Genomic DNA, 23,494 nt, shown 5'->3' with positions numbered 1-23,494 from the left:
GAAGCGATGCGCCTGCGCCAAGCGGGGAAGCGCTCAACCTGCCGGACAGGCCGGAGTCAGGCCGCTGGCCAGCGGCGCGGCCACGCTGGCGATCTGCCGGCTCAAGGTCGCCAGCGCCTGCTGATGACCAAGCATCAAGGCCTCGTAACCCGCCGTGACCGGCACCCTGATCAGGCTGCTGCAGACCAGATCATGGCCCTGCCCCTGCCACAGCGGATGCACCACCCAGGCGGCCTCCAGCAGCGCGTGCTGGCCGGGCATGGACTCGAAGCGGCGAACATTGACCCGGACCCGCAACACATGCCGCTGGCCTTGCGGCAGGCCGGTCAGGTCTTGCGCCGACAGATCCAGACTCAGATGTGCGGACAGCGCCTGCTGGATCTGATCGGACAGCGGCGCAATCCAGTGCTCGTTGTCCATCAGCTGCTCACCGGACTGGCCATCACGCACGACCAGCTGCGGGGTGTCGACATCGGCCGGCAGCTGTACCGGCAGCAGTTCGAAAGCGAAGTCCGCGGTCGGCGCCCGGGCGCCGGCAGGAGCTGACGGTACCAGGGTGTAGTAATGGATCGGCGCTGAAGAACAGGCTGCCAGCCCGAAGGCGCACACGGCGGCAGAGAATGCGCCCTTGAGACGGGACAGGCGGATCATGGTTGGCTCCTCGGAGTTTCACTGGAACGGGCCGCAGGCGTGGCCTTGTAAGCCGGATCGGCCGGACGGCCGCGCAGCAAGGCCTGGGGATAACGACCCAGGTAGTCGGTCAGCGAACGCAGAGATTCGGCCGCGCGCTGCAGCTGATGCAGACTACCACCCAGCCCCTGCTGCAGCGGTGAATCGCTGGCGAAAGCATTGTTGGCCGTGCCCATCGTCTGCTGCGCCGACGCCAGAGTCTTGTTCAGCTGCGGCAAGGTGTCGGCATTGACGTTCTTCAACATCGTGCTGAGACCGGCCAGCGAATCATTGAGATGCTCCCCGATCTGCTGGAAGGGCATCTTGTTGACCTTGGCCACGATTTCGCCGACCTCGTCCTGCAGATGGTCCAGCCCGCCCGGGGCCGTCGGAATATCCAGCGGCTGACGGTTCTTGTCGAAGGCCACCGGCGTGGCATGCGGCACGAAGTCGATGGTGATGTACAGCTGTCCGGTCAGCAGATTGCCCGACTTGGCCTGGGCCCGCAGACCATGCTCGATCATCCGCGAGAAGATCTCGCTCATCGCCGGCTCGGCACCGTGCTTGCCCACGGCCTGCTGCAGCTGCTCGTAAGCCTTGCCCAGGCGCTGCGGATAAATCACCGCCCCCACCAACTGCGGAAAGGTGTGCTTCCCAGCGTCGTAATTGAGGCCGAGATTGACCACCTTGCCGACATGAATGCCCAGAAATTCAACGTCGGCCCCGGTTTTCAGACCGCGCAGCGGATGCGGAAAGTCGAAGTGCACGTACATCGGCTCGCCGTCGGGCGGCGCCATGGCGGTGGCCTGGTCGCCAAACAGCTGGAAACTGGCATTTTCATCAGCCGCCGGCGGTTGGACCCTGCGCATCGGCTGACCGAAAGCGATGCCGCCGGCCAGAATCGAGGTCAGCGACTGGGTCTGTACCTTCAAGCCGTCTGAACCCAGCGCGACATCGAAGCCGCTGGCATTCCAGAAGCGGGTATCGCCAGTCACGTACTTGTCATTGGGACTGTCGATAAAGACCCGCAGCGAGACATGCCGGCCATCGGGATCCAGCTCGTAGGATGCGACATGACCAACCTGGATGCGGCGATAATAGATCGGCGAACCGATATCCAGCGACCCCAGATCATCGGCATGCAGCACAAACTGCTTGCCGGGCACCCCGTGGAGCACCGAGGGCGGCGTTTCCAGACCCTTGAAGTGGGTCTGCTGAATCTGGGTGTTGCCGACATCCGCGGCGATGAACGAGCCGGAAAACAAGGTGCCGACACCAGATACGCCACCGGCACCGATACGCGGGCGCACCACCCAGAAACGGCTGCCCTTGGTGGCGAACTTCGCCGCGTCGTCATTCAGGTCCACTGTCACCACGACATGATCGCGATCCGGGCTGAGCCGGATATTGCTGGCGGTGCCGATGACGACGTTCTTGTACTTCACCTGGGTTTTGTTGGTGTCCAGACCATCAGCCGTCTGGAAGGTGATGTCGATCGAGGGCCCGCGTGAAAGCCAGCCATGGATCAGCAGCGAAAGACCGATCACGGCCACCAGCGCCGGCAGCAGCCAGATCAGATAGTCCGACCAGCTTCGCCGCTTGATGATCGGTGTCGGCACATCCCCGCTGCCGGTGCCCTGCGGATTATTTGGATCCATCTTTCCCATCCCAAATCGCTCTTGGATCAAAACTCTTTGATGCCAGCATGGTCAGGACCACCACCAGCGAAAAAAAGATCACGCCAGGCAGCGGCTCCACCTTGCTCAGCGAGCCAAAGCGAACCACGGCCGTCAGCAGCGCGACCACGAAAACGTCCAGCATCGACCAGTAACCGATGAATTCCAGAACTCGATACAGACGCACCCGGCCCCTGACCCAGCCACCCCAGCCTCGCTGACAACTCAGCAGCAGCAAGGACAAGGCCACGAACTTCAAGGCCGGCACCACGATACTGGCGGTGAACACCAGAATGGCCAGATCCCAGGACCCGTTGTTCCACAACTCCACCACCCCGGACAGGATAGTGTTGTCATCGATATCCCCTGGACTGGCCGTGCGCATGATGGGCAGCAGATTCGCCGGCAGGTACAGCAGCATCGCCGTCAGCAGCAAGGCCCAGCTGCGAGCGAGACTGTTCGGCTTGCGTGGGTGCAGCGAGCTGCCGCAACGCGGACACAGCATCGACTCCGCCTTGACATTGCGACTGATCTGACCACACACATGGCAGGCCAGCAGGCCCATGTCACGGGCACGTGGCGGCTGATTCAAGATGAACGCTCCTCCAGCGGGAGATCCCACAACATGCGGATATCGAACGAAGAATACATGGTGATGAGAATCATGATGCCCGCATAGGCAAACAGCCCCGGCGAGGTGCTGACCGTGAAATACAGCTCGGCCTTGACGATGGAAACCAGCACGCCCAGCACAAAGACCTCGATCATGGTCCAGGGCCGGACATGATGCAGGACCACCATCAGCCACTTGAAACCCGGCGCCCGCCGGCCGCGCACGGCGAAAAACAACAGCCAGCACAGCAGCAGGATTTTCATCAAAGGCGCCAACACCAGAGTCAGCACCACTACCAGCGCCACGATGTAGAAATGATCGGACCACATCGTGGAAATGACCTCAAAGGCCGTGGCGCTATGACGTGCCCCGCCCATTTGCAGACTGAAAATGGCGGTGGTGTTGGCAATCAGAAACAGGGCCAGACCCGTCAGCACCAGCGCCAGCATGCCGCGGACGCTGACCCGCGGCACCTTCTCCAGCACCGCCCCGCAGCAACTGCAGCGGGCACTTTCGCCCGGTCCCAGCGCGCAGCGCCTGAACACGCTGTCACACTCCTCGCAAACCCAGTACCCCACCCCCGGCACAGGGACGGATGCCGTAGGTCGATCATGATTTGTGGTCGCGCTCATCAGGGTATTTTCGCAAAGCCGGCGGCTTCACGCCACGCCCTTGTCATTTCCATTCCCTTGCAATGACTGGCACTGCCCAAATATCCCAGAAAATCATCGCTGATCCTTGCAGGAAAATCATAGTGAGTACCGACCTTTCCGCCCCCCATGTATTTGATGTCAACCAGGAAAACTTCGAGTCCGATGTTGTCCAGGGCTCACTGAGCACCCCGATCCTGATTGATTTCTGGGCCACCTGGTGCGAGCCCTGCAAGACCCTGGGGCCCATGCTGGAGAAACTGGCCGCTCAATATCAGGGCGCCTTCCGCCTTGCCAAGATCGATGTGGACCAGAACGGCGAGCTGGCCGGCATGTTCGGCATCCGCAGCATTCCCACCGTCGTGCTGCTGAAGAACGGCGAGATCGCCGACGGTTTCAGCGGCGCCTTGACCGAAGGCCAGCTGCGGGAATTTCTGGACAAGCACATCGAAGCACCCTCCGCTCAGGAACCGGCGGCTGAAGAAGAGACTGCCGAGGAAAGTCCTGCCGCGGCGATCCGCCGGCTGCAGAGCGCGCTGGCTGCGGAACCGGAGCGCAGCGATCTCAAGCTGGATCTGGCCGAGGCGCTGCTGGACGAAGGCCGCCCCGCCGACATGAAGCCGTTGCTGGAGAGCCTGCCGGCCGATATCGCCGAAGATGCACGCGTCTTGCGGCTGCGCGCGGCACTGGAATTCAGCCAGGAACTGACCGCCAGCCCGGATGATGCAGCCCTCGCGCAGCAGATCGCAGACGACGAGCAGGACTGGGCCGCCCGCGACCAGCTGGCACTGCGCCATTTCTTCGGTGGCCAGGCCGAAACCGCACTGCAGAGCTGGCTGCTGATCTTGCAGCATGCCCGTGACTGGAATGATGGACAGGCCCGCCAGCGCCTGCTGAAGGCCTTCAGCCTGCTGCAGGACCTGGACCTGGTCGGCCGCTATCGCCGGCGGATGGCCTCGCTGCTGTTCTGACGGGCCCATTCCGCCAGTCGCCGAGACGAACCGGCTGAATGCGGCGGACCCGGAAGGGAAGCCCCCGGGTCCTGCCCTTCTGGCTCAGGATCCGGACTGGCTGCCGGCAGCCGTACCGGTGCCAGCGGGATCGGCGGCACCCTGCTGGGAACGAAGAAAAGCCGCGATCTCGGTCAGATGCGTCTCGTAGAAAGCCACATTGGCCGGATTGATGTGGCGACCGGCCACATAACCGGCAAGCTCCGGATGCTGCTTGGCTTGCACCGCCAGCGCAGCTGTACTCATCGCCATATTGGTCAGCAGGAACTGACGGGGCGTGAAACCGTACCGGGCCAGCAGTGGCGCGATCCGCGGATCAGCCGCCACCGCCTGGGCCGCGATGGCATCCAGACTGTAGGGCTCACGCTGCTGGTCTGCCGCAGGCTGTGTCGGATGGATGCCCAGAGCATGTCCTTCCTTGACCACGGCCATCAGGCGCTGCAACACGTCCTCATTGAGAGTGTAGCGATCAATCGCCTGCAGATCAGCCGCCGGCAATGGCGGCCCCCCGCCCTGTTGAGCGTAGGCCAGAGGCGCCACTGACAGCAGCAGCACCATGGAGCCGCGCAGCCAGCGTGACGAAATACGCGGCGCGCCGCGCCGGGATGAGAACCTCATGTATCACTCCTGATCAAACGCTGGGATACCCGATCCATACGGAAACGCAGGTCTACGCGGGATGCCGGCCGAGGCGACCATGCTGCCACAGTTCGAGCAACCATGCGCAGCGCTCCGCAGAAACGCGACGCGCATGGTCGGCTGGCAGGCATCGCGCTGAATGGCACAACGCATATCAGGCATCCGCGGTGGACAGCCGGTCGTCAGCTCGGTAGAAACCGACACACTCTGCTGACGATACCTTCGTGCCGGACAGGAAAATGCAGGCTGGCAACCATCCACCGGATGGCCGCCTCGGCATCAATCAGCGCCAGCCAGAATCGGTGACGGGTAAGCACGGCCGGGCCGCAACGGCCTGAAACAGGGTGCCTGCCGGTAGAAATCCACCCCGGGATCGTCTTTGTACCAGCCGGCGATACCGGACAGAGGCAAAGGCCGCAACGCCTGCGGATCACGCAGCTGACGCCCGTCGGCGATCTCGCTTGCCAGAATCGCCGCCAGCGAAGTGTCTGCCGGCCATACCGGTCGCTGATCCAGCACCACCATGGCCTTGCCCACCAGCAGCGCGCCACTGACCAGGGCATGCTCCAGCAAGGCATGGCCGAATATCCGGCATTCGATGCGCCCATCCCGCCAGGCCTCGCGCTGGTCCAGAAACAGGCCGGCCCAATCATGTCGATCCCACAAGGCCAGCAAGGCGGGATCACGCAGGCGCACCATCACCCCGGCCTCGTCGAAGTGGGTCAAGGCACATTGCACCCGGCTGCGGGTACGTGCTCCGACCTTGTCGATTTCCAGCATCTGCTGCAGGTTCAGAGCCTGCTTCAGGCCTGGGTACCGCAGCCAGATCAGGGCGTTGAACAGGTCATGCCAGTTTTCCGGGCGTGTCGCGATCGCGCCATGCAAGGCAATGCGTGCCTCGTAATGCAGACCGTCCGCCAGCAGCGCCGCATCCTGCCGCACAAACCTCAGGCCCGGCATCGGCAAGGCGGCAGTGAGCTGCCCGGCATCAGGCCAGTCAGGGCCCATCAGCCAGTCGGCATGATCGCCCAGCCAGTCCCGCAACGGCGGCCGGCGGAACACCGCCGGATTTACCGCCTCGCGTTCAGGTGCGCGAAAGCGCATGTCGAATCAGTCTGCCACGACTGCGTGCAGGTCATGGGCATCCGCACCGGTCACCTTTACCGTGGCGAAGCTGCCGACCTTCAGGCCATCAGCCTGACCGATATGCACCACGCCATCGATTTCCGGCGCATCGGCCGAAGAGCGACCCACGGCATGCCCCGGACCGACTTCGTCGATCAGGACCCGGATGGTCTGACCCACCTTTTCACGCAGCCGCGCCGCCGAAATCTCCGCCTGCACTTCCATGAAGCGCTCCAGGCGGTCTTCCTTCAGCTCTTCGGAGACCGCACCCGGCAGATCGTTGGCCGGTGCGCCATCGACCGGCGAGTAGGTGAAGGCGCCGACCCGGTCCAGTTTCGCCTCCCGCAGGAAATCCAGCAGCTCCTCGAACTCGGCATCGGTCTCGCCGGGGAAGCCGACGATAAAAGTGCTGCGCAAGGTCAGGCCAGGCACTTCGCGCCGCCATTTGGCAATGCGCTCCAGCGTGCGATCGATATCCCCTGGCCGCTTCATCAGCTTGAGGATGCGCGGACTGGCATGCTGCAACGGCATATCCAGATACGGCAGGATCCGTCCCTCGGCCATCAGCGGCATCAGTTCATCGACGTGCGGATACGGGTAGACATAATGCAGGCGCACCCAGGCATCCAGCTCGCCCAGCCCCTTGCACAACTCGGTCATGCGGGTCCGCCAGGCCTGATCACGCCACTGCCGCTCGGCATAACGCACATCGACGCCGTAGGCACTGGTATCCTGCGAGACGACCAGCAGCTCCTTGACTCCGCCACGCACCAGCTTCTCGGCTTCGACCAGCACTTCGTCGACAGGCCGGCTGACCAGGTCGCCGCGCATGGAGGGAATGATGCAGAAGCTGCAGCGGTGATTGCAGCCTTCGGAAATCTTCAGATAGGCGTAGTGCTTGGGCGTCAGCTTGATGCCGGTATCCGGAATGATGTCCAGCAAGGGATTGCGCTGCGGCGGCAGTGCCTGATGCACGGCCTCCATCACGCTGGCGTAATCCTGGGGACCGCTGATCGCCAGGACTTCCGGATAGGATTCGCGGATCAGCTCCGAGCGTTTGCCCAGGCAGCCGGTGACGATGACCTTGCCATTCTCGTGCAGCGCCTCGCCGATCGCGTCCAGCGACTCCTGCACGGCGGCATCGATAAAGCCGCAGGTATTCACCACCACCGCATCGGCTTCGGTGTAACTGGGCACCAGTTCATAACCCTCGACCCGCAGCTGGGTCAGAATCCGCTCGGAATCCACCAGGGCCTTGGGGCAGCCCAGTGAAACCATACCTACTCGATGGGGCTTGCTCATGTCGCTGGCACCGTCACGCGTAAAACCCGAAAGTTTACCGTGATTTAGTCTTTCGATGAAATGAGCCGCCTTCCGGCCCCGAAGGCATCCGTGGCACCTGCCGCCCGACCGCCCCGATGATGGCAACCGGCAAACCTCGCGAGCCGCGAGTTATCATGCATGACGGCATCGATTGATCCTTCCCTTCACCGCCCATCGGAGACCCATCATGGCAACCACGATCCAGCTCACCGCCGGCAACGATCAGCTCAGCGCCTACCTCGCCACGCCCGAAGGCACACCCAAGGGCGGCCTGGTCATCGTGCAGGAAATCTTCGGCGTGAACGCCCATATCCGTGATGTGGCCGACCGCTATGCCCGCGAAGGCTGGCTGGCCATCGCCCCGGCCCTGTTCGATCCGATCCAGCCCGGCGTGGAGCTGGACTACACCGCAGATGGCCTGGCCGAAGGTCTGGATTTTGTCGGCAAGCTGGGCTTCGAGCGACCGCTGGCCGCCATCGCCGCGGCAGCTCGGGAAATCGCGCATGCCGGCAAGGTCGGCGTGGTCGGCTATTGCTGGGGCGGTTCACTGGCCTATCTGGCCGCGATCAAGCTGGGTCTGCCGGCCGTCAGCTATTACGGCGGCCGCAACACCTTGTTCACCGACCAGGTCGCCAAGGCGCCACTGATGTTCCATTACGGTGAACACGACGCACATATCTCGGCGGCCGATCGCGAGCAGGTCCGCAAGGCCAATCCGGACGCGCCGGTCTACGTCTATGATGCCGACCATGGCTTCAACTGCGACCGCCGCGGCAGCTACGATGCCGCAGCGGCCAAGCTGGCGCAGGAGCGCACTCTGGCTTTCTTCAGCCAGCACCTCGGCGCATGATTCCCCAGACTTTCGTGCTGGACCCGCGCCTGGCGGCAGACACCCTGCCGCTGGGCACCCTGGAACTGTGCGAGCTGCGCCTGATGGACGACGCTCGCTACCCATGGGTGGTTCTGGTGCCGCAGCGCCCGGCGCTGGTCGAGGTGCTGGACCTGGACGAGGCCGCCCGGACCGGATTGTGGCGCGAAGTGCACAAGGTAGCTGAGGTGCTCAAGGCCGTATCCCCCTGCGACAAGCTCAATCTGGCCACCCTGGGCAATGTGGTGTCACAGCTGCATATCCACGTGGTGGCCCGTCGTCGGGACGATCCGGCCTGGCCTGGCCCGGTCTGGGGGCATGGCCAGCGGCAGCCGCTGGAGCCGGCGGCGGCTGGCCGGATCAGCCTGGATCTGCGGCGGGAACTGGGCCTGGCGGCTCAGTAGCCGCCCCAGCCCGGACCATGGCCACCCCAGCCAGGGCGGCCACCGAAACTGTTCATCTTGCTGACGCCGATCGAGACATTGATCAGCGTATGATCACCCACCGGTTTGCTGACATTCAGTTCGGCCGAATTCCACATGCCGCTGCCCATCCCGCGACTGCCTGAATAGAAGCCAGTACTGACACTGCCGCTGACATGGGTCTTGCGATCAGGCGGAGGCAGATGACCATCGTTGGCGGCCAGATCCGAGCTGCTGTTGGAATGATCCCCATAGTAGGCACCTGGGGCCTCGGCGCTGGTCGGCGCGGCGGGCGACGAGCCATAGCGGATCCGCGCCTGCGGGACCTGCAGATTCAGGGTATCGTCCTGTGCCAGCACCGGGGCAGCGGCAAGCAGTCCGGCCCACATCCACACCCACGCGATCTGTTTCATGGCCTGTTGTCCGGCAGGGAAGTCGTTGCAGCGGATTTTATTATGCATCGCCCCGACTGAACCAGCTGTTGCCACGCTTCAGGCCTCGCCGGTTACACTCCCTGCAAGACGCTGTCGTTCATGGTTCCGTTCCGGCAGCCACGAACGCCGACTCATCCACCAGCCAGAGCAGCCCGTTGCCCCATGCGTATCCTTGTCGTTGAAGATGATCCCTCGATTGCCTCCGGTGTCTGCGCCTCGCTGCGCCAGGGCGGGCATGCGGTCGATCATATGACTGACGGCGGCCAGGCCGACACCGCGCTGCGCGATACGCCTTATGATCTGGCCGTACTGGACCTGGGCCTGCCCGGACTCGATGGCAGCGAGATCTTGCAGCGCCTGCGCAAGCGCGGCACCCAGTTGCCGGTACTGATCCTGACCGCCCGGGAAGGCCTGCGCGAACGGGTCAGAGTTCTGGATCTGGGCGCCGATGATTACCTGGTCAAGCCCTTCGCCCTGGTGGAGTTCGAAGCCAGAGTCCGCGCCCTGCTGCGCCGGGCCTCGGCTCAGGGCATGCCCGAACTGCAGATCGGCCGCCTGCGTCTGGATCTGCCCGGACACCGGATCTGGCTCGACGATGAACCCCTGGAGCTGACGGCCCGTGAATTCGGCCTGCTGGAAGCCTTGGCCAGCCGCCCCGACCGGGTCACCAGTCGCGCCCAACTGGTGGAGGCCCTTTGCAGCTGGGACGAAGAGCTGACCGACAATGGTCTGGACATCGCCATCCATCGGCTGCGCCGCAAATTGTCGGGATCCGGAGCCAATGTCCGCACCATCCGTGGTCTGGGCTATCTGTTGGAGGAGGACACGGAACCCTCCCCGTGAGCACGATGCCTGCGCCTGCCCTGTCCTGGCCTCGTCACTGGCTTGCCGGTGACCGCCGCCGCAGCCTGCGAAGGCGGCTGCTGCTGTTTCTGCTGCTGCCGTTGATGATGCTGCTGGTTGCCGGCGCCGCCGTCACCTACCTGGGCGCTCTGGCTTATTCCAACCGCATTCACGACCGCAACCTGGTCGACAGCGCGATGGCGCTGGCGCAGCTGCTGAATCAGCGGCCGGCGGGCGAAAAGCTGACCGCCCAGGCGCGTTTTCTGCTGGAATACGATCCCGACGGCCGCAATTATTTCAGCATCCGCTCGATGCGCCACGGCATCACCACCGGCAGTGATGATCTGGCTCCATCCGACCATCCGCCTCAGCTTGATCGTGGTGCGGTGCTGTATGACACCCGTTTTTTCGACCGCAAGATCCGCGTTGCCGCGCTGGTGATGCCGAATCGTTACGAACCCTCCGACCTGCTGACCGTGAGCGTGGCCGAGACCCTGGAAGATCGCCGCCGCCGGGCACGTGAAATCCTGCTGCTGGCCATACCTACCCAAACGGTACTGATTCTGGCGATGTTTGCCCTGGTCTGGTTCGGCGTCAATCACGGTCTGCGCGAACTGCAGCCGCTGACCGAACGCCTGGCCCGCCGCGAACACGATCTGGCACCGATCACCGATGCCGACGTGCCCGAAGAGGTCCAGCCGCTGACTCGCACCATCGACGGCCTGTTCGGCCGTCTGCGCAGCATGCTGAACCTGCAGGAACGATTTATCGCCGACGCGGCCCACCAGTTGCGCACCCCCCTGGCCGGGCTTCGTGTCCACGCCGACCGTCTGCAGCGCCCGCAGACACCGGAAGAAACCGCCGACGCCATCGGCCAGATCCAGCGACTGGTCGAGCGCGCGAGCCGATCCACCAGCCAGCTGCTAGCCCTCACGCGGGCTCAAAGCACCCAGGTCCATGACCTGGCCGATCAGACCATCGATCTGGCGACCCTGATTCCCGAACTGGTCGGCCTGCGCGTACAGGAGGCGATCGCGGCCGGCATCGACCTGGGCTACGAGGGCCTGAGCCAGCCGATCTGGATGCATGGTTCGCCGACCCAGCTGCAGGAGCTGCTGGACAATCTGATCGACAACGGGCTGCGCTACGCCGGGCGCGGCAGCATGGTGACGGTGCGCCTGAGCCAGGCAGCAGGGGAAATCCTGCTCAGCGTCGAAGACAACGGCCCGGGCGTGCCCTCGGCCTATCTCAGCCAGCTCGGCGAACGCTTTTTCAGGGTCCCCGGCGGCGGCGGTGACGGCAGCGGACTGGGACTGGCCATTGCCCAGCGAATTGCCGAATACCATGGCGCCGCTCTTCGCTACCACTCAGGCAGCGAAGGCGGCCTGGTGGTGGAGCTGCGCTTTCCGGCCCATCCTGCCGAACCGGCCTGACGGCCGGAACCCGTCTAGCCGTATCGGACCGGACCTGCCGCGTACCAAGGCCGCCCTCGTCAATCCTGGCGATTGTCACGGGTCCAGATCGCACCGTGCTCTTCCTTGACAGGGAAGGTCGCCACCGGCTCATAAGCCGGCGCGCACAGCGCCGCCCCCGTGCGCAGATCGAAGCGGGCGCCGTGCCAAGGGCAGACCAGCTCGTGGCCATCAAGTTCGCCGCTGGCCATTTCCAGTGAGTCATGGGTGCATTGGTCCTCGATCGCATACAGCTCGCCCTCGATATTGAAGACCGCAATCGCGGTATCACCGTCCCACACCACCCTGTGTTCGCCCGGCAGCAGTTCGCCGCGCGTGCCCACCATGATCCAGTCACCCATTCACGCCTCTCCTGTTCGATGCCGGCCCGGGTCGAAACATCGCCTGCCGCGGGCCATTCCGGCCGCCATCCTACTCCTGCGTCGAAGGCGTCGCTCGCCAGAGACATGAAAAGTTTTTCATCCATGATTTTTGCAGCCCATGCTGCGCTAATATGTCGCGGCACCACGGCGGCGCGGCCAGACTCCATCGGTGAACAAGAAGCTCGCGCCCGCTTCGTCGACGCTTCCTCCGGAGGCGTCTTGTCCAGCCCCGGCGCGCCATGGCACACCGCCCAGCCACGCAGCAGGCCCATGTCCAAATCTTCCAATCCATCCGGCGCCAAGGCCATTTTCAGCGTGGTCTCCGGCAACTTTCTGGAAATGTACGATTTCATGGTGTTCGGCTTTTATGCCCATGATATCGCCCGCGCCTATTTCCCGACCGGCAGCGCCTTCGCCTCCCTGATGCTGACCTTCGCCACCTTCGGTGCCGGCTTTCTGGCCCGGCCGCTGGGTGCGCTGCTGCTGGGCGCCTATATCGACCGGCATGGGCGCAAGCGCGGCCTGATGCTGACCTTGAGTCTGATGGCTGTCGGTATCCTGATGATCGCGGCCACGCCCGGCTACGCCACGCTGGGCCTGGCTGCGCCGCTGCTGGTGCTGGCAGGCCGTCTGCTGCAAGGCTTTTCCGCCGGCGTCGAGTTGGGCGGCGTTTCGGTCTATCTGTCTGAAATCGCCCCTCCCGGACGCAAGGGCTTTTATGTCAGCTGGCAGTCCGCCAGCCAACAGGTGGCCGTGCTGTTTGCCGCCATGCTCGGCCTGCTGCTGCATCGTCTGCTGAGCGCAGGGCAGATGGAGGCCTGGGGCTGGCGCCTGCCCTTCGTCATCGGCTGCCTGGTGGTCCCGGCCCTGTTGCTGATCCGTCGGCATATGGAAGAAAGCCCCGAATTCGCCCACCGCGGACCGCCACCGCCACTCAACGTCGTGATGCGCTCGGTGCGCGAGCATGCCTGGCTGATCCTGGCCGGGATGGGCATGGTCTCGATGACTACCGTCGCCTTCTACATGATCAGCGCCTATATGCCGACCTTCGGTCGTGACGTGCTGCACCTGGGCGACATCCAGAGTCTGGTGATCACCGCCTGCATCGCGACCTCCAATTTCTTCTGGCTGCCGGTGATGGGCAGCTGGTCGGACCGGATCGGGCGCCGGCCCTTGCTGCTGGGCAGCACCGGACTCACCTTGCTGCTGGCTTGGCCCCTGCTGCACTGGGTCACGGTCGCACCTTCGTTCCTGCGGCTGCTGCTTGCCGGTGAGTGGCTGTCCCTGCTTTACAGCAGCTACAACGGCGCGATGGTGGTCGCACTGACCGAATGGATGCCGCCCGAGGTCCGCACTACGGCATTCTCGCTGGCCTACAGCCTGGCCACCGCCACTTTCGGCGGTTTCACCCCGATGATCTGCACCGCCCTGATCCAGGAAACCGGCCAGCGGGCCGCCCCTGGTCTGTGGCTGAGTCTGGCGGCCCTCTGCGGACTGCTGGCCTGCCTTGGACTGTCGCGTCAGCGTGCCCGTTACCTGGCCAGCCGCATCCGCGGCTGAAAAGCCGCGGCCGGGCAAGTGACCATCACAGGATCAGACCGAGGCCTGCACCCGCTCCAGCGTGATCATGTCGAAGGCGAAGACATGCTGTGCATCGGCCGGGTGCGGTTGACGGGATACTTCGCGCCACTGATGCCATTCAAACTCGGGAAACCATGTATCAGCCTCGTCAACCTTCGTCTTGATGTGGCTTATATACAGGCGATCCGCCCGCTCGATGCATTGCGCATAGACCTGGCCACCACCGATCACCATCAACTCGGCCGCTCCCGCATCCCGACAGACCTCAAGCGCTTCCTCGAGTGAAGACACCCGCTGCTGGCCATCAAACGGTGCCGCCCCATTCCGCCGTGACAGCACGAGATTCAATCTGCCCGGCAAGCTGCGTCCAATGGAAATCGCGGTGGCATGCCCCATCAGCACCGGCTTGCCAAGCGTCACCTGCTTGAACCAGCGCAGATCGTCCGGAAGATGCCATGGCATATGTCCTTCGATGCCAATGGCATGGGCTTGATCCATGGCCACCACCATGCTCAGAGTAATGCTGCCCGCCATCAGACCGCCACCGGAGCCTTGATGGCCGGATGCGATTGATAACCGAGGATTTCCACATCCTCGAAGCGGAAATCGAAGATCGAATCGACCGCCGGATTCAGACGCAGCTGCGGCAGCGGGAACGGCGCCCTGATCAGCTGCTCGCGCGCCTGCTCGACATGGTTGTTGTAGAGGTGGGCATCGCCCAGGGTATGCACGAAATCGCCGACCTGCAGACCGCAGACCTGGGCCACCATATGGGTCAGCAAGGCATAGCTGGCGATATTGAAGGGCACGCCCAGGAAGATGTCGCCCGAGCGCTGGTACAGCTGGCAGCTGAGCTTGCCGTCGGCGACATAGAACTGGAACAGCGTATGGCACGGCATCAGCGCCATCTGCGGCAGTTCGCCGACGTTCCAGGCACTGACGATCAGGCGGCGCGAATCCGGATTGCGGCGGATCTCGTCGATCACCCAGCGGATCTGGTCGACCTCGCCACCGTCGGCGGTGGGCCAGGAGCGCCATTGCTTGCCGTAGACAGGGCCGAGATTGCCCTCGGCATCGGCCCATTCGTCCCAGATCCGCACTCCGTGCTGTTTGAGGTAGCCGATATTGGTATCGCCCTGCAGAAACCAGATCAGCTCGTGGACGATCGATTTCAGATGCAGTTTCTTGGTGGTGACCAGCGGAAAGCCGTCAGCGAGATTGAATCGCATCTGCCAGCCGAACACGCTGCGCGTGCCGGTGCCGGTGCGGTCATCCTTGAGGGTGCCATGGTCGAGCACATGGCGAAGCAGATCGAGATAGGCTTGCATCCTTACATGATAGCCAGCCCGGGCAGCAGCGGGAAGCCGACGCTTCGCCGCTGCCTGCGCGCCCGTGCAAGGTACCGGCTGAGTGACCACGCCCAGTTTCGTGACGCGTGGTCAAACGGTGCCTCGATCAGTGCGCGTCGAGCGCCGCGCAGCTGGAGGGTGGCGTCTGTCCGCTCATCACCGTCCTGACAAAGGTCGCCGAGTCGGGCAACGAAGCCAGCACCGTCGCGGAATGATCCTTGCCGGGATACTCGTGGAACTGCACCAGGGTGCCGGCCTTGCAGGCCGCCTTGGCCAGGGCCACCTGACCCAGCGGCGAGACATCCCGATCCGCCGTGCCGGTGCCGATAAACAGCGGCGTGGCCAGCTTCAGGGTCGGGTACATCAGACTCTTCAATACCGGCGCCAGTGCCTTGGGCGTATCCGCGGTGAAGGCATTCGAGGGGGTCAGACCGTCCTTGCGGACGACCTCGCCGAGATTCTTCAGACAGACCTGGGAGGCCTGACGGAAGGCCGGCATCGCCTTGGGCGTGAACACCGTGGCCGGATCAAACTTCGGATCCAGTTCGGCTTCGGCCGCCCCGATCAGCAGCAGATAGGCCACCGTGGGATCGACGCTGCCGGCCGGCCGGGCCTTGGCCGGCTGGCTGCGGGCGGCCTTGAACAGCGCATCCACCACCTGCGGGGTCATGAACGGAATGCCGGTCGCGACCGTGCCGCGGATATGCAGATCCGGCGCGTACTGCGGCGCCCAGGCGGTGGCCGCGAAGGCGGCGCCGCCGCCCTGCGACTGGCCGACGATCATCACCTCGTTGCGCAGCTCGGGCAGTCCCGACAAGGCCGCACGCACGCTGTCCAGCACGCTGTAAGCTTCCACCCGGGTATTCAGATAGGCATGCACGCCTTCCCCGCCCAGGCCCTGATAGTCGGTGGCGACCACCGCGAAACCCCGCTTCAGCCACTCGCCCAGATAGACCTTGTCGCGGGCCGAGTGCGGATTGACCGAAGGTGCACACTGATCGGCGATGCCTACCGTGCCATGGGCCCAGGCCACCACCGGCCAGCCGCCCTTAGGTGCCGGTCCCGGGGGATAAAGCACTTCGCCGGTGACCTGCGCCACACCCTCGCCGCTGACGCCATTGGTCGAGGTATAGCGGATCGCCAGCGCCTTGCCGGCCGCAGGAATAGACCAGGCCGGCTTCAGCGGCTCGGTGGCGCGGAGTTGGCCCGCTGCGACCGGTGCCGGGGTGTCGGCAAAGGCGGCTCCGGACGAGGCCGCCCAGAACAGCACGGCGGAGGAGACCATGAGCGCGAGGCTTTTCATGCGGCTTGTTTCCTGTGGTGAAGACCGACAGCAGGAACGACAGTATCCGAAGACCTGTCGCCAATAGATATGCCCGCCCGATGCTGCCTCAGTCAGAGGGCATCTGCAAGCTCGGCACGACATGGCCGGATGCGCTGGCCGTCCATTCCAATTCATGTCGCCTTGCGATCAATCAGACGCCAGCCCGCCGCGATCATCAGAAACAGGCACAGCCCCGCCAGTCGCAGCAGCCAGGACCAGCTCTCGGTCAGCGAGGCCCCATCGGAACTCAGCTGCACCAGTAACTGCATGCCCACCGTGGTGGTCAGCCATGATGACAGCCAGGCCAGCCAGCCGGGCATCGCGAACAGCGGCCAGGATACGCCGCCCAGAAAGAACAGCAGCACCGAAGTGCCTGCCAGCACCTGCACCGCGCGATCGGATCGCTCGAAGAAACTGCCCAGCCACAGGCCCAGGGCCGCTACCGTCGCCACGAACAAGGGCAAGGTCAGCAGCAGCGCCCAGGGATTGCCCATCCGCGGAAAGTCCTGGAACCAGAACACGAAGCCGTACAGGAATCCACCGGTCAGGCAGCCGATCAAACTGAGACCCAGCCAGCATCCCAGCAGGCCGCCGGCCCGCATCCGCCAACGGGCTGACTGCTCGCGGCGCAGGGCGATCAGCATCGCGGTGGCAAACAGCAAGGTCTGGTGCAGGATCACGGCGGCAACGGCCGGCACCACATAACCACCATAGCCATCGGCACGGTTGTACATCGGCACCAGACGAATCTTCACGCCACCCGTACGGTGATGAATCGCCTCCAGCGCGGGCTCGGCGACCTCGCCGGCCACCGAGGCGATCGCGGCGCTTGCCGCCGCACCGATATCCCGTGCCCGCACCAGGTAGGCGGCAGGCACATAGATGGCCAGCCCCCCTGCCCGACTGTCCAGCACCGTCCCCTCAAGATGCGGGGAGATCACCACCACACCGTCAACCTGGCCATTGCGCAGCTGCCGCATGGCCGAGGCCGGATCGCCCGCCGTACTGGACACCTGCACCGCCCGGGTGTCATCCAGCGCCCGGATCAACTGCCGCGACCAGACCGAATGATCCTGGTCCACCACCGCCACCGGCAACTTCACACTGACCTGGGAACGGTAGGCCTGGGGATAGTAGAAGCCGTACAGCAAAACCGACAGCACTGCCAGGCTGATCAGTGGCCTGGCCCGAGCGATCGACGTCAATGTCGCCAGCATCGCGACCCCGACGCGCCCCTCGTCCGGCGCAGGACCACAATGCAGCGGGCCTTCAGCAGCAGGCGGCTTGCGGGCCATGCGCGTCCACAGCCAGGTGGCCAGCAACAGCGCGAAGAGCATCACCAGCAGCAGATAGACCAGCGAGCCCAGCGACGCCGCCGCATCCGACCCCATCACGAACTGCTGGTTCTGGATGGCCAGATAATGGGTGAAGGGCAGCACCTCGCTCCAGCCCCGGGTGAAGGCGCTGGCATGCAATACCGGCAGCGTGCCATTCGAATAGGTGATGGCCGAGCCGGCATAGACCGTGGATATCGAAAAGGCGGTATCGATATCGCGGGTGCCGGCCACCAGCAAGGCCGCAATAGCCGAGGTGGCCCCGCACAAGGCCCATTGCCCCAGCAGCCACATCCACAGATGGCCGTTGACCGGCCATCCCCGCACGGCACTCAGCCACAAGGGAATCATCGCGAACCAGCCCATGAACACCAGGGTCGGCCAGGCCATCCGGATCAGTAGACGGACCAGCGTGACAGCGAACTCGTCTTGCGCCCAGCTCAGTCCGCCAGGCTCCTTCAGCACCCGCCCGACCTGACCGACCACGGCGCAACTCAGCAGCAGGTGCAGGATGCCGGCCAGCATCAAGGGTTCCAGAAAACGCTCGAAGCTGGCCTGGCCATTGCCGACCTGGGTGATCTGCACCCTGGGCCCGCCATGATGGATCGCGGCCACGCCCTGCAGCGGCGTGCGCGCCGCGACGAACTCGCGAATGGCCGACTGGGCATCGCCTTGCAAGGCCTGCGCGCCTTGCGAGGCCACGGTCTGGTAGGAGGCATTGAGACCCAGCTCCAGACGGATATCTTCCCGCCGCACTGCCGCGCGCTCCAGTCCGGCCGGCAAGGGCAGGACCGCAAACAGCCGGGCTGCCCGCAGCTCGGCTGAAGCCTGCGCATCATCATCGTGTACCGGCATCAGTCGCAGCCGTGGATCGGCCAGCACGGCCTCCAGCACGACCCGGCTCAGTGCCGAATGATCGTGATCGACCACCGCCACCGGAATCTGCCGGAAGCTGCCCTGCCAGAACATGCTGGCCGCAACGACAAAGGTCAGCAGCGGCAGCAGCCACATCACCGTCATGTCCCAGCGACTGCCGCCAAGATAGCCCGCCTCGGCCCGCAAAGCCGCCAGGATGGCCGGGCCGCCGCGCACTGCCTGCCCGCTCATCGGCTCAGGACCGAGGCCAGTCGAACAGGGCACTCATGCCGGGACGCAGCCCGGCCACCGGCGTGACCGGAGTCAGGTGGATTTCGAAGCTGCGCATGTCGTAACCCGAGGACTGGCGGGTCGCTCTCCAGATCGCGAAATCAGCTTGCGGACGGATATAGCTGACCCGGAACCGGATCCGTCGATCGTCCAGCGCCGGAATCGTGCCTTCCACTTCCGTGCCCAGCTTCAAGCCATGGAATACATTCTCTGGCACATTCAGCACCACCCACAGATCATGCATGTCCAGCAGGGTGAAGATCGGTATCGAGCTGAGGACGACCTCGCCGGGATTGCCGAAGGACTGATCGATTTCACCGTCCACCGGCGCCACCAGCCGGATCTCCTGATGCAAGGCCCGGGTTTCCTGCACTCCCGCCTGCGCGATCTGCACCTGGGCACTGGCTACCCGCCGATCTTCCTCTCGCCCGCCAGCAAGGCCCCGCTGGTACTGTGATTGCGACAGCAGCGCATGCTGGTGTGCGACGGCCTCCGCCGCCACGGCCTCGTCACGGCGCTGGGCCGCGATCACGCCCTCGGCAAACAGCACCCGGGCCCGCTCGGCCGTGCGGCTGGCCAGGGCCTGACTGGCCAGAGCAGCCTGCCAGGCAGCCCGCAGCGAGGCGATATCCTCCTTGCGGGGGCCGATATCCGTGCGCTGGCGCAGGGCCTCGGCCCCCGTCAGCGCGCTGGCGGCCTGCTCGGTCTTGGCCATCAGCTCCGGACTGTCCAGCAAGGCCAGGACCTGGCCGGCCTTGACCGGCTCACCCTCGTGCACCAGCAGCTGATGGATCCGGCTGGGCAGTTTGGTGGCGATATTGATGGGACGGGTATCGACCATGCCCTGCAGCTGCAGCGGTGCCGGTCGCAGCGCCAGCACGATGCCCCAGCCGATCAGGCCGGCAGCGACCAGTACCACCACCAAGGTCAGGATCAAGGCGCGGCGTGAATAGCCGGCAAACGTCTGATCGCCACTCACTGCACATTCTCCCTGTCGGCACGCCGCAGATAATCATCGAAATGCTCGCCCTGACCGCTGGCCAGCAGCAGGCCGGCCAAGGTCAGGTCATATTGATAGGCGGCGGCGGCCCGTTGCAGCTGGACCTGGGAGCGCCGGTTACGCGCCTCGATCAGCTCGGCGGCGGTATCCTCGCCTTCCCGGAATGCCACCGCATGCACCCGCAGATTTTCGTCGGCCGCGGCTTGCGAACTGGACAGCGAGAGATACTCCAGCCGCGCCGTGTCGAGCATGTCGTAGGCCCGCAGCACGCTGGTCCGCAAGTCCTGTCGCAGCTGGTCACGGCGTGCTTCGGCCTGCCCCTCGCGAGCACGCGCCACACTCAGACTGGCGCGACGGTCCACCGGCGAATTCAAGGTGTAATGCAGGCCCAGCCCCACCACCCAGTCCGGCTGGGTCGGCAAGGCATGATCGCGATTCATGTTGTAGGAGCCGAAGGCATAGAGTTTGGGCAGAAAGGCGGCCCTGGCCATGCGGATGCCCTGCCGCGCCAGATCGACCCCGGCATCGGCCTCCTGCAGACGTGGCTGACCCTGTTCGGTCGCGTCCAGAAACGACTGCGTGCTGCCGGGCCCCAGACGATTGACGAACAAGGCCGTACGCAGCTGCACGGCACCCGGCTGATGCAGCAGTACCGCCAGCACGTCACGCGAGGTTTTCAGCTCACCCTGGGCCCGCAGCAGCTGCCGGGCCGCCGCGTCACGGGCCACCGTCATCTCCATCGTCCTGAGGTGGCTGATCACCCCCTGCTGTTCCAGCTTGCGGGCATCGGAAAGATGATGCTCGTAGCCGTCCAGATCTTGTTGCGCGACGTTCACGGCCTGTTCGGCCAAGGCCTGGCCGAAATAGGCCTGGACCAGAAGCAGACGCTGCTGCTCCACGCCGGCTTCGCCATGGGCACTGGCCGCGGCGGCGGCGGCCTCTGCGGCCGCCTGGGTCGAGCGGATCGCCCCGCCCATATAGATCGGCTGGACCACGGTCAGATTGGGACTGACCAGATTTTGCTGGAACTGCAGCTTCACATGCCTCGGCAAGGCACCGAATACCCCGGGCAAGGCCTGCTGCAAGGCACTGGTGACCGAGTCCACGGCACTGGAGGCCGCCCCCGGAGTCACCCCGGGCAGACCACCCAGCAGTTGGTCGGCCACCGATCCTCCGGTCTGCTGCAGATCATGCAACGACACGTCATAGGTCTTCTGGTAACGCAGGGCCAGCACATCCAGACTCACCGAAGGCAACATCAGGCCACGTACGGCACGGACCTGATCGCGAGCCGCCTGCAGGCCCATGGCATCGCCACGCACGCTGTCCGAGCGCTGCAGCAGCACCTCGGTGGCCTGATCGAAGCTGAGAGCAGGCCCCGGCCGTTCGGCCAGCTCCTGCCGGGCCGCCAGCGGCGCCGTCAGCCAACAGCTTATCAGCAGCATCCAGCGAGCTGCCTGCCGGCCGCCACGGGCCGTCCCTGATGCTGCAAACGCCAAAACCGACTCCTCGCGCGTTGCCGACCGGTCCGGCCCGACGACCTGCCCGCCGTCGCCGGCGACGGCACCCGTCCGGCCCGACCTTCCGTCAAAGACGACACTATGACGGAAGTCACTGCCACAGCGCCAGCCAATCGGCCTAATCTTGCAAGGACCGACCCAGGTCCTGCCGGATGCACGCCTCATGTGGTATTTCAGTTACAACCAGAACAGCGAAACCTACGGCCCGCTGGACACCGCCGCCGCCATCGAGCTGGCCAGGCAACGACCGGATGGTTATGCCTGGCGCGAAGGCATGCCCTCCTGGGAGCCGCTGGCACTGATCCCCGAACTGCGGGCAGCGGCCGCGCCGCCGCCTTTTGACGCGCGGCCCGGACATCTGGCCGACGACATCGACTTCCGCATCGTGGGCAACGACATGCAGTTCGTCGAAGTCGAACTGGATCCGGGCGAAAGTGCCATCGCCGAGGCCGGTGCACTGATGTACAAGGACGCCGCTGTGGCGATGGAAACCATCTTCGGCGATGGCTCCACGGCCAGCCAGAACAGCGGATTCATGGGCAAGCTGCTGTCGGCCGGCAAGCGGGTGATCAGCGGTGAATCGATGTTCACCACCGTGTTCACCCACACCGGATCAGGCAAGGCCAAGGTCGCCTTTGCCTCGCCGTTTCCAGGCACCGTGATCGCCGCACGCCTGTCCGAACATGGCGGTCGCCTGATCTGCCAGAAGGACAGCTTCCTCGCTGGCGCCAAAGGCGTGCAGCTTGGCATCTTCTTCCAGCGCAAGATCCTGACCGGCCTGTTCGGCGGCGAAGGTTTTGTCATGCAGCAGCTCGATGGCGACGGCTGGGTGTTCTTCCATGCCGGCGGCACGCTGGTGGAGCGTGAACTGGCTGCCGGCGAAAGCATCGACGTCGATACCGGTTGCGTGGTCGCCTTCCATGCCGGCGTCAACATGGACATCCGTCCGGTCGGCGGCATCAAAAGCATGCTGTTTGCCGGCGAAGGCCTCTTTCTGGCGACCCTCACCGGTCCAGGCAAGGTCTGGCTGCAGTCTCTGCCCTTCTCGCGGCTGGCCGGTCGCATGCTGGCTGCCGCGCCTCAGGGCGGAGGCGAGCGCCGCGGCGAGGGCTCGATCCTGGGCGGGCTGGGTGATTTGATCGGCGGCGACCGCAAATTCTGAGCTGACGCCGTGCCGCTGCGGCCCCTATGGCAGGCTCCCGCAGCGGCACGGCGCAGGCGTTCAGGCCACGTCAGCAACCTGCCGGATCGGCGCCTTGCGGGACAGCGCCAGCAGCACGATGCCCAGAATGAGCAGCGGAAGCGACAACTGCATGCCGCGGGTAATCCAGTCGGTCCCCCACTGGTAGCCCAGCTGGATATCCGGCAGACGCACGAATTCCACCAAAATGCGGAAGACGCCGTAAAGCAGCGCAAACACGCCGGAAACGGCATAGCGATGGCGCGGCCTGGACGAAAACAGCCACAGCACCAGGAACAGCACCACGCCCTCCAGCAGAAATTCATACAGCTGCGAAGGCTGGCGCGGCACCCCGCCGAACTGCTGCAGATACTGCATCCACACCGGATTGTGCAATGCCAGCATGCGATCTTCATCCAGCGCATTGGGGAAGATCATGCCCCAGGCGGCCGTGGTCGGCTTGCCCCACAGCTCGCCATTGATGAAGTTCCCCAGCCGCCCCAGACCCAGGCCCACAGGAATCAGCGGTGCAATGAAATCCACGGTATCGAACAGAGCGATCTTCCGGCGCGCCGACCAGCTCCACAGCGCCACCAGCACACCGACGAGCCCGCCATGGAAGCTCATGCCGCCATCCCATACCCGGAACAAGGCCAGCGGATCGGTCCAGATCCAGCGGATATCGGCATAGAACAGCATGTAACCGACACGACCACCCAGCACCACCCCCAGCATGGTGTAGAACAGCAGGTCACTGACCTGGTCGCTGGTCGCCGCGATCCAGCCACGCTTGCGACGATACTCCGCCAGCACCCAGCCGATGCCGAAGCCCGCCAGATACATCAGCCCGTACCAGTGGATCTGCAACGGGCCCAGATGCAGGGCCACGGGATTGATATGTACGGTCCAGGGTGTACTCATCGATTTGTCTGCTGCGGGCAAAAAGGGATTGTA

At 64.6% G+C, this 23,494-nt stretch carries 23 protein-coding genes; 7 read left to right on the top strand and 16 right to left on the bottom strand.

Features of this window, described 5'->3' with window-relative positions:
• Positions 1 to 33: 33 nt before the first annotated feature.
• Genes FRAAU_RS07715 through FRAAU_RS07700 form a run of 4 tightly spaced genes read right to left on the bottom strand, consistent with a single transcriptional unit; the run spans position 34 to position 3,503 of the window.
• A complete protein-coding gene (locus tag FRAAU_RS07715; RefSeq protein WP_014402982.1) occupies positions 34 to 651 on the bottom strand; it encodes a PqiC family protein in 618 nt (205 codons plus the stop codon).
• Positions 648 to 2,327 (bottom strand): PqiB family protein, encoded by a 1,680-nt coding sequence (locus FRAAU_RS07710; protein WP_014402981.1) that lies wholly within the window; start codon positions 2,325 to 2,327, stop codon positions 648 to 650. Before FRAAU_RS07710 ends, FRAAU_RS07715 begins: the two co-directional genes overlap by 4 nt.
• Positions 2,314 to 2,937, bottom strand: coding sequence for a paraquat-inducible protein A (locus tag FRAAU_RS07705; protein WP_014402980.1), 624 nt, complete (start codon positions 2,935 to 2,937; stop codon positions 2,314 to 2,316). The genes FRAAU_RS07710 and FRAAU_RS07705 overlap by 14 nt, the downstream gene beginning before the upstream one ends.
• Positions 2,934 to 3,503 carry a paraquat-inducible protein A gene (locus tag FRAAU_RS07700; protein ID WP_014402979.1) on the bottom strand — a complete coding sequence of 190 codons (570 nt, stop codon included), beginning with the start codon at positions 3,501 to 3,503 and terminating at the stop codon, positions 2,934 to 2,936. The genes FRAAU_RS07705 and FRAAU_RS07700 overlap by 4 nt, the downstream gene beginning before the upstream one ends.
• Positions 3,504 to 3,712: 209 nt before the next feature.
• Between FRAAU_RS07700 and trxA the strand changes: the two genes are divergently transcribed.
• A complete protein-coding gene (gene trxA, locus FRAAU_RS07695; RefSeq protein WP_014402978.1) occupies positions 3,713 to 4,579 on the top strand; it encodes a thioredoxin in 867 nt (288 codons plus the stop codon).
• Positions 4,580 to 4,663: 84 nt separating this feature from the next.
• On the opposite strand, the gene FRAAU_RS07690 is transcribed toward trxA, so the two are convergent.
• The 3 genes from FRAAU_RS07690 to rimO all read right to left on the bottom strand — a co-directional run bounded on the left by FRAAU_RS07690 (position 4,664) and on the right by rimO (position 7,684).
• Positions 4,664 to 5,236, bottom strand: a complete 573-nt coding sequence (locus tag FRAAU_RS07690) for a hypothetical protein (RefSeq protein ID WP_014402977.1) — start codon at positions 5,234 to 5,236, stop codon at positions 4,664 to 4,666.
• Between the two features lie 300 nt (positions 5,237 to 5,536).
• Positions 5,537 to 6,361 carry a DUF3025 domain-containing protein gene (locus FRAAU_RS07685; RefSeq protein ID WP_014402976.1) on the bottom strand — a complete coding sequence of 275 codons (825 nt, stop codon included), beginning with the start codon at positions 6,359 to 6,361 and terminating at the stop codon, positions 5,537 to 5,539.
• Positions 6,362 to 6,367: 6 nt separating this feature from the next.
• Complete coding sequence (rimO, locus tag FRAAU_RS07680; RefSeq protein WP_041270460.1) at positions 6,368 to 7,684, bottom strand: 30S ribosomal protein S12 methylthiotransferase RimO; 1,317 nt, start codon at positions 7,682 to 7,684, stop codon at positions 6,368 to 6,370.
• Between the two features lie 208 nt (positions 7,685 to 7,892).
• Here rimO and FRAAU_RS07675 point away from each other — a divergent pair, with 208 nt between their 5' ends.
• Positions 7,893 to 8,555: a dienelactone hydrolase family protein gene (locus FRAAU_RS07675; RefSeq protein ID WP_014402974.1), complete on the top strand. Its 663-nt coding sequence runs from the start codon at positions 7,893 to 7,895 to the stop codon at positions 8,553 to 8,555.
• The gene (locus FRAAU_RS07670) at positions 8,552 to 8,977 is read left to right on the top strand and encodes an HIT domain-containing protein (RefSeq protein WP_014402973.1); all 426 of its coding nucleotides are present in this window, start codon (positions 8,552 to 8,554) and stop codon (positions 8,975 to 8,977) included. The genes FRAAU_RS07675 and FRAAU_RS07670 overlap by 4 nt, the downstream gene beginning before the upstream one ends.
• On the opposite strand, the gene FRAAU_RS07665 is transcribed toward FRAAU_RS07670, so the two are convergent.
• Positions 8,971 to 9,408: a hypothetical protein gene (locus FRAAU_RS07665; RefSeq protein WP_014402972.1), complete on the bottom strand. Its 438-nt coding sequence runs from the start codon at positions 9,406 to 9,408 to the stop codon at positions 8,971 to 8,973. The genes FRAAU_RS07670 and FRAAU_RS07665 overlap by 7 nt on opposite strands.
• Positions 9,409 to 9,591: 183 nt before the next feature.
• Here FRAAU_RS07665 and FRAAU_RS07660 point away from each other — a divergent pair, with 183 nt between their 5' ends.
• Positions 9,592 to 10,272 carry a response regulator gene (locus FRAAU_RS07660; RefSeq protein ID WP_014402971.1) on the top strand — a complete coding sequence of 227 codons (681 nt, stop codon included), beginning with the start codon at positions 9,592 to 9,594 and terminating at the stop codon, positions 10,270 to 10,272.
• 5 nt (positions 10,273 to 10,277) lie between these two features.
• On the top strand, positions 10,278 to 11,705 hold the full coding sequence (locus FRAAU_RS07655; protein WP_014402970.1) for a sensor histidine kinase: 1,428 nt from the start codon (positions 10,278 to 10,280) through the stop codon (positions 11,703 to 11,705).
• A gap of 59 nt (positions 11,706 to 11,764) precedes the next feature.
• On the opposite strand, the gene FRAAU_RS07650 is transcribed toward FRAAU_RS07655, so the two are convergent.
• A complete protein-coding gene (locus FRAAU_RS07650) occupies positions 11,765 to 12,085 on the bottom strand; it encodes a non-heme iron oxygenase ferredoxin subunit (protein ID WP_014402969.1) in 321 nt (106 codons plus the stop codon).
• Positions 12,086 to 12,376: 291 nt separating this feature from the next.
• On the opposite strand from FRAAU_RS07650, the gene tcuC reads away from it, so the two are divergent.
• A complete protein-coding gene (gene tcuC, locus FRAAU_RS07645) occupies positions 12,377 to 13,666 on the top strand; it encodes an MFS transporter (RefSeq protein ID WP_014402968.1) in 1,290 nt (429 codons plus the stop codon).
• Positions 13,667 to 13,699: 33 nt separating this feature from the next.
• Here the strand turns inward: tcuC and FRAAU_RS07640 are convergent, their stop codons facing one another.
• The 6 genes from FRAAU_RS07640 to FRAAU_RS07615 all read right to left on the bottom strand — a co-directional run bounded on the left by FRAAU_RS07640 (position 13,700) and on the right by FRAAU_RS07615 (position 21,285).
• Entirely contained in the window at positions 13,700 to 14,221 is a 522-nt protein-coding gene (locus FRAAU_RS07640; RefSeq protein WP_014402967.1) for a dihydrofolate reductase, read from the bottom strand.
• Positions 14,221 to 15,015: a thymidylate synthase gene (locus FRAAU_RS07635; protein ID WP_014402966.1), complete on the bottom strand. Its 795-nt coding sequence runs from the start codon at positions 15,013 to 15,015 to the stop codon at positions 14,221 to 14,223. Before FRAAU_RS07635 ends, FRAAU_RS07640 begins: the two co-directional genes overlap by 1 nt.
• A 127-nt stretch (positions 15,016 to 15,142) precedes the next feature.
• Entirely contained in the window at positions 15,143 to 16,339 is a 1,197-nt protein-coding gene (locus FRAAU_RS07630) for a lipase family protein (protein WP_014402965.1), read from the bottom strand.
• A 152-nt stretch (positions 16,340 to 16,491) separates the two neighbouring features.
• Entirely contained in the window at positions 16,492 to 18,801 is a 2,310-nt protein-coding gene (locus FRAAU_RS16445; protein ID WP_014402964.1) for an ABC transporter permease, read from the bottom strand.
• 4 nt (positions 18,802 to 18,805) lie between these two features.
• Positions 18,806 to 19,819 (bottom strand): HlyD family secretion protein, encoded by a 1,014-nt coding sequence (locus FRAAU_RS07620; RefSeq protein ID WP_014402963.1) that lies wholly within the window; start codon positions 19,817 to 19,819, stop codon positions 18,806 to 18,808.
• Positions 19,816 to 21,285: a TolC family protein gene (locus FRAAU_RS07615; RefSeq protein ID WP_014402962.1), complete on the bottom strand. Its 1,470-nt coding sequence runs from the start codon at positions 21,283 to 21,285 to the stop codon at positions 19,816 to 19,818. Before FRAAU_RS07615 ends, FRAAU_RS07620 begins: the two co-directional genes overlap by 4 nt.
• Positions 21,286 to 21,523: 238 nt before the next feature.
• Here FRAAU_RS07615 and FRAAU_RS07610 point away from each other — a divergent pair, with 238 nt between their 5' ends.
• A complete protein-coding gene (locus tag FRAAU_RS07610; protein ID WP_014402961.1) occupies positions 21,524 to 22,522 on the top strand; it encodes an AIM24 family protein in 999 nt (332 codons plus the stop codon).
• A 60-nt stretch (positions 22,523 to 22,582) separates the two neighbouring features.
• Here the strand turns inward: FRAAU_RS07610 and lgt are convergent, their stop codons facing one another.
• The gene (gene lgt, locus FRAAU_RS07605; protein WP_014402960.1) at positions 22,583 to 23,461 is read right to left on the bottom strand and encodes a prolipoprotein diacylglyceryl transferase; all 879 of its coding nucleotides are present in this window, start codon (positions 23,459 to 23,461) and stop codon (positions 22,583 to 22,585) included.
• Positions 23,462 to 23,494 lie beyond the last annotated feature (33 nt).

It is taken from the genome of Frateuria aurantia DSM 6220 (assembly GCF_000242255.2).
Lineage (GTDB): Bacteria > Pseudomonadota > Gammaproteobacteria > Xanthomonadales > Rhodanobacteraceae > Frateuria > Frateuria aurantia.
The sequence above is the reverse complement of the archived record's forward strand: the minus strand, read 5'-3'. Positions and strand labels throughout refer to the sequence as shown.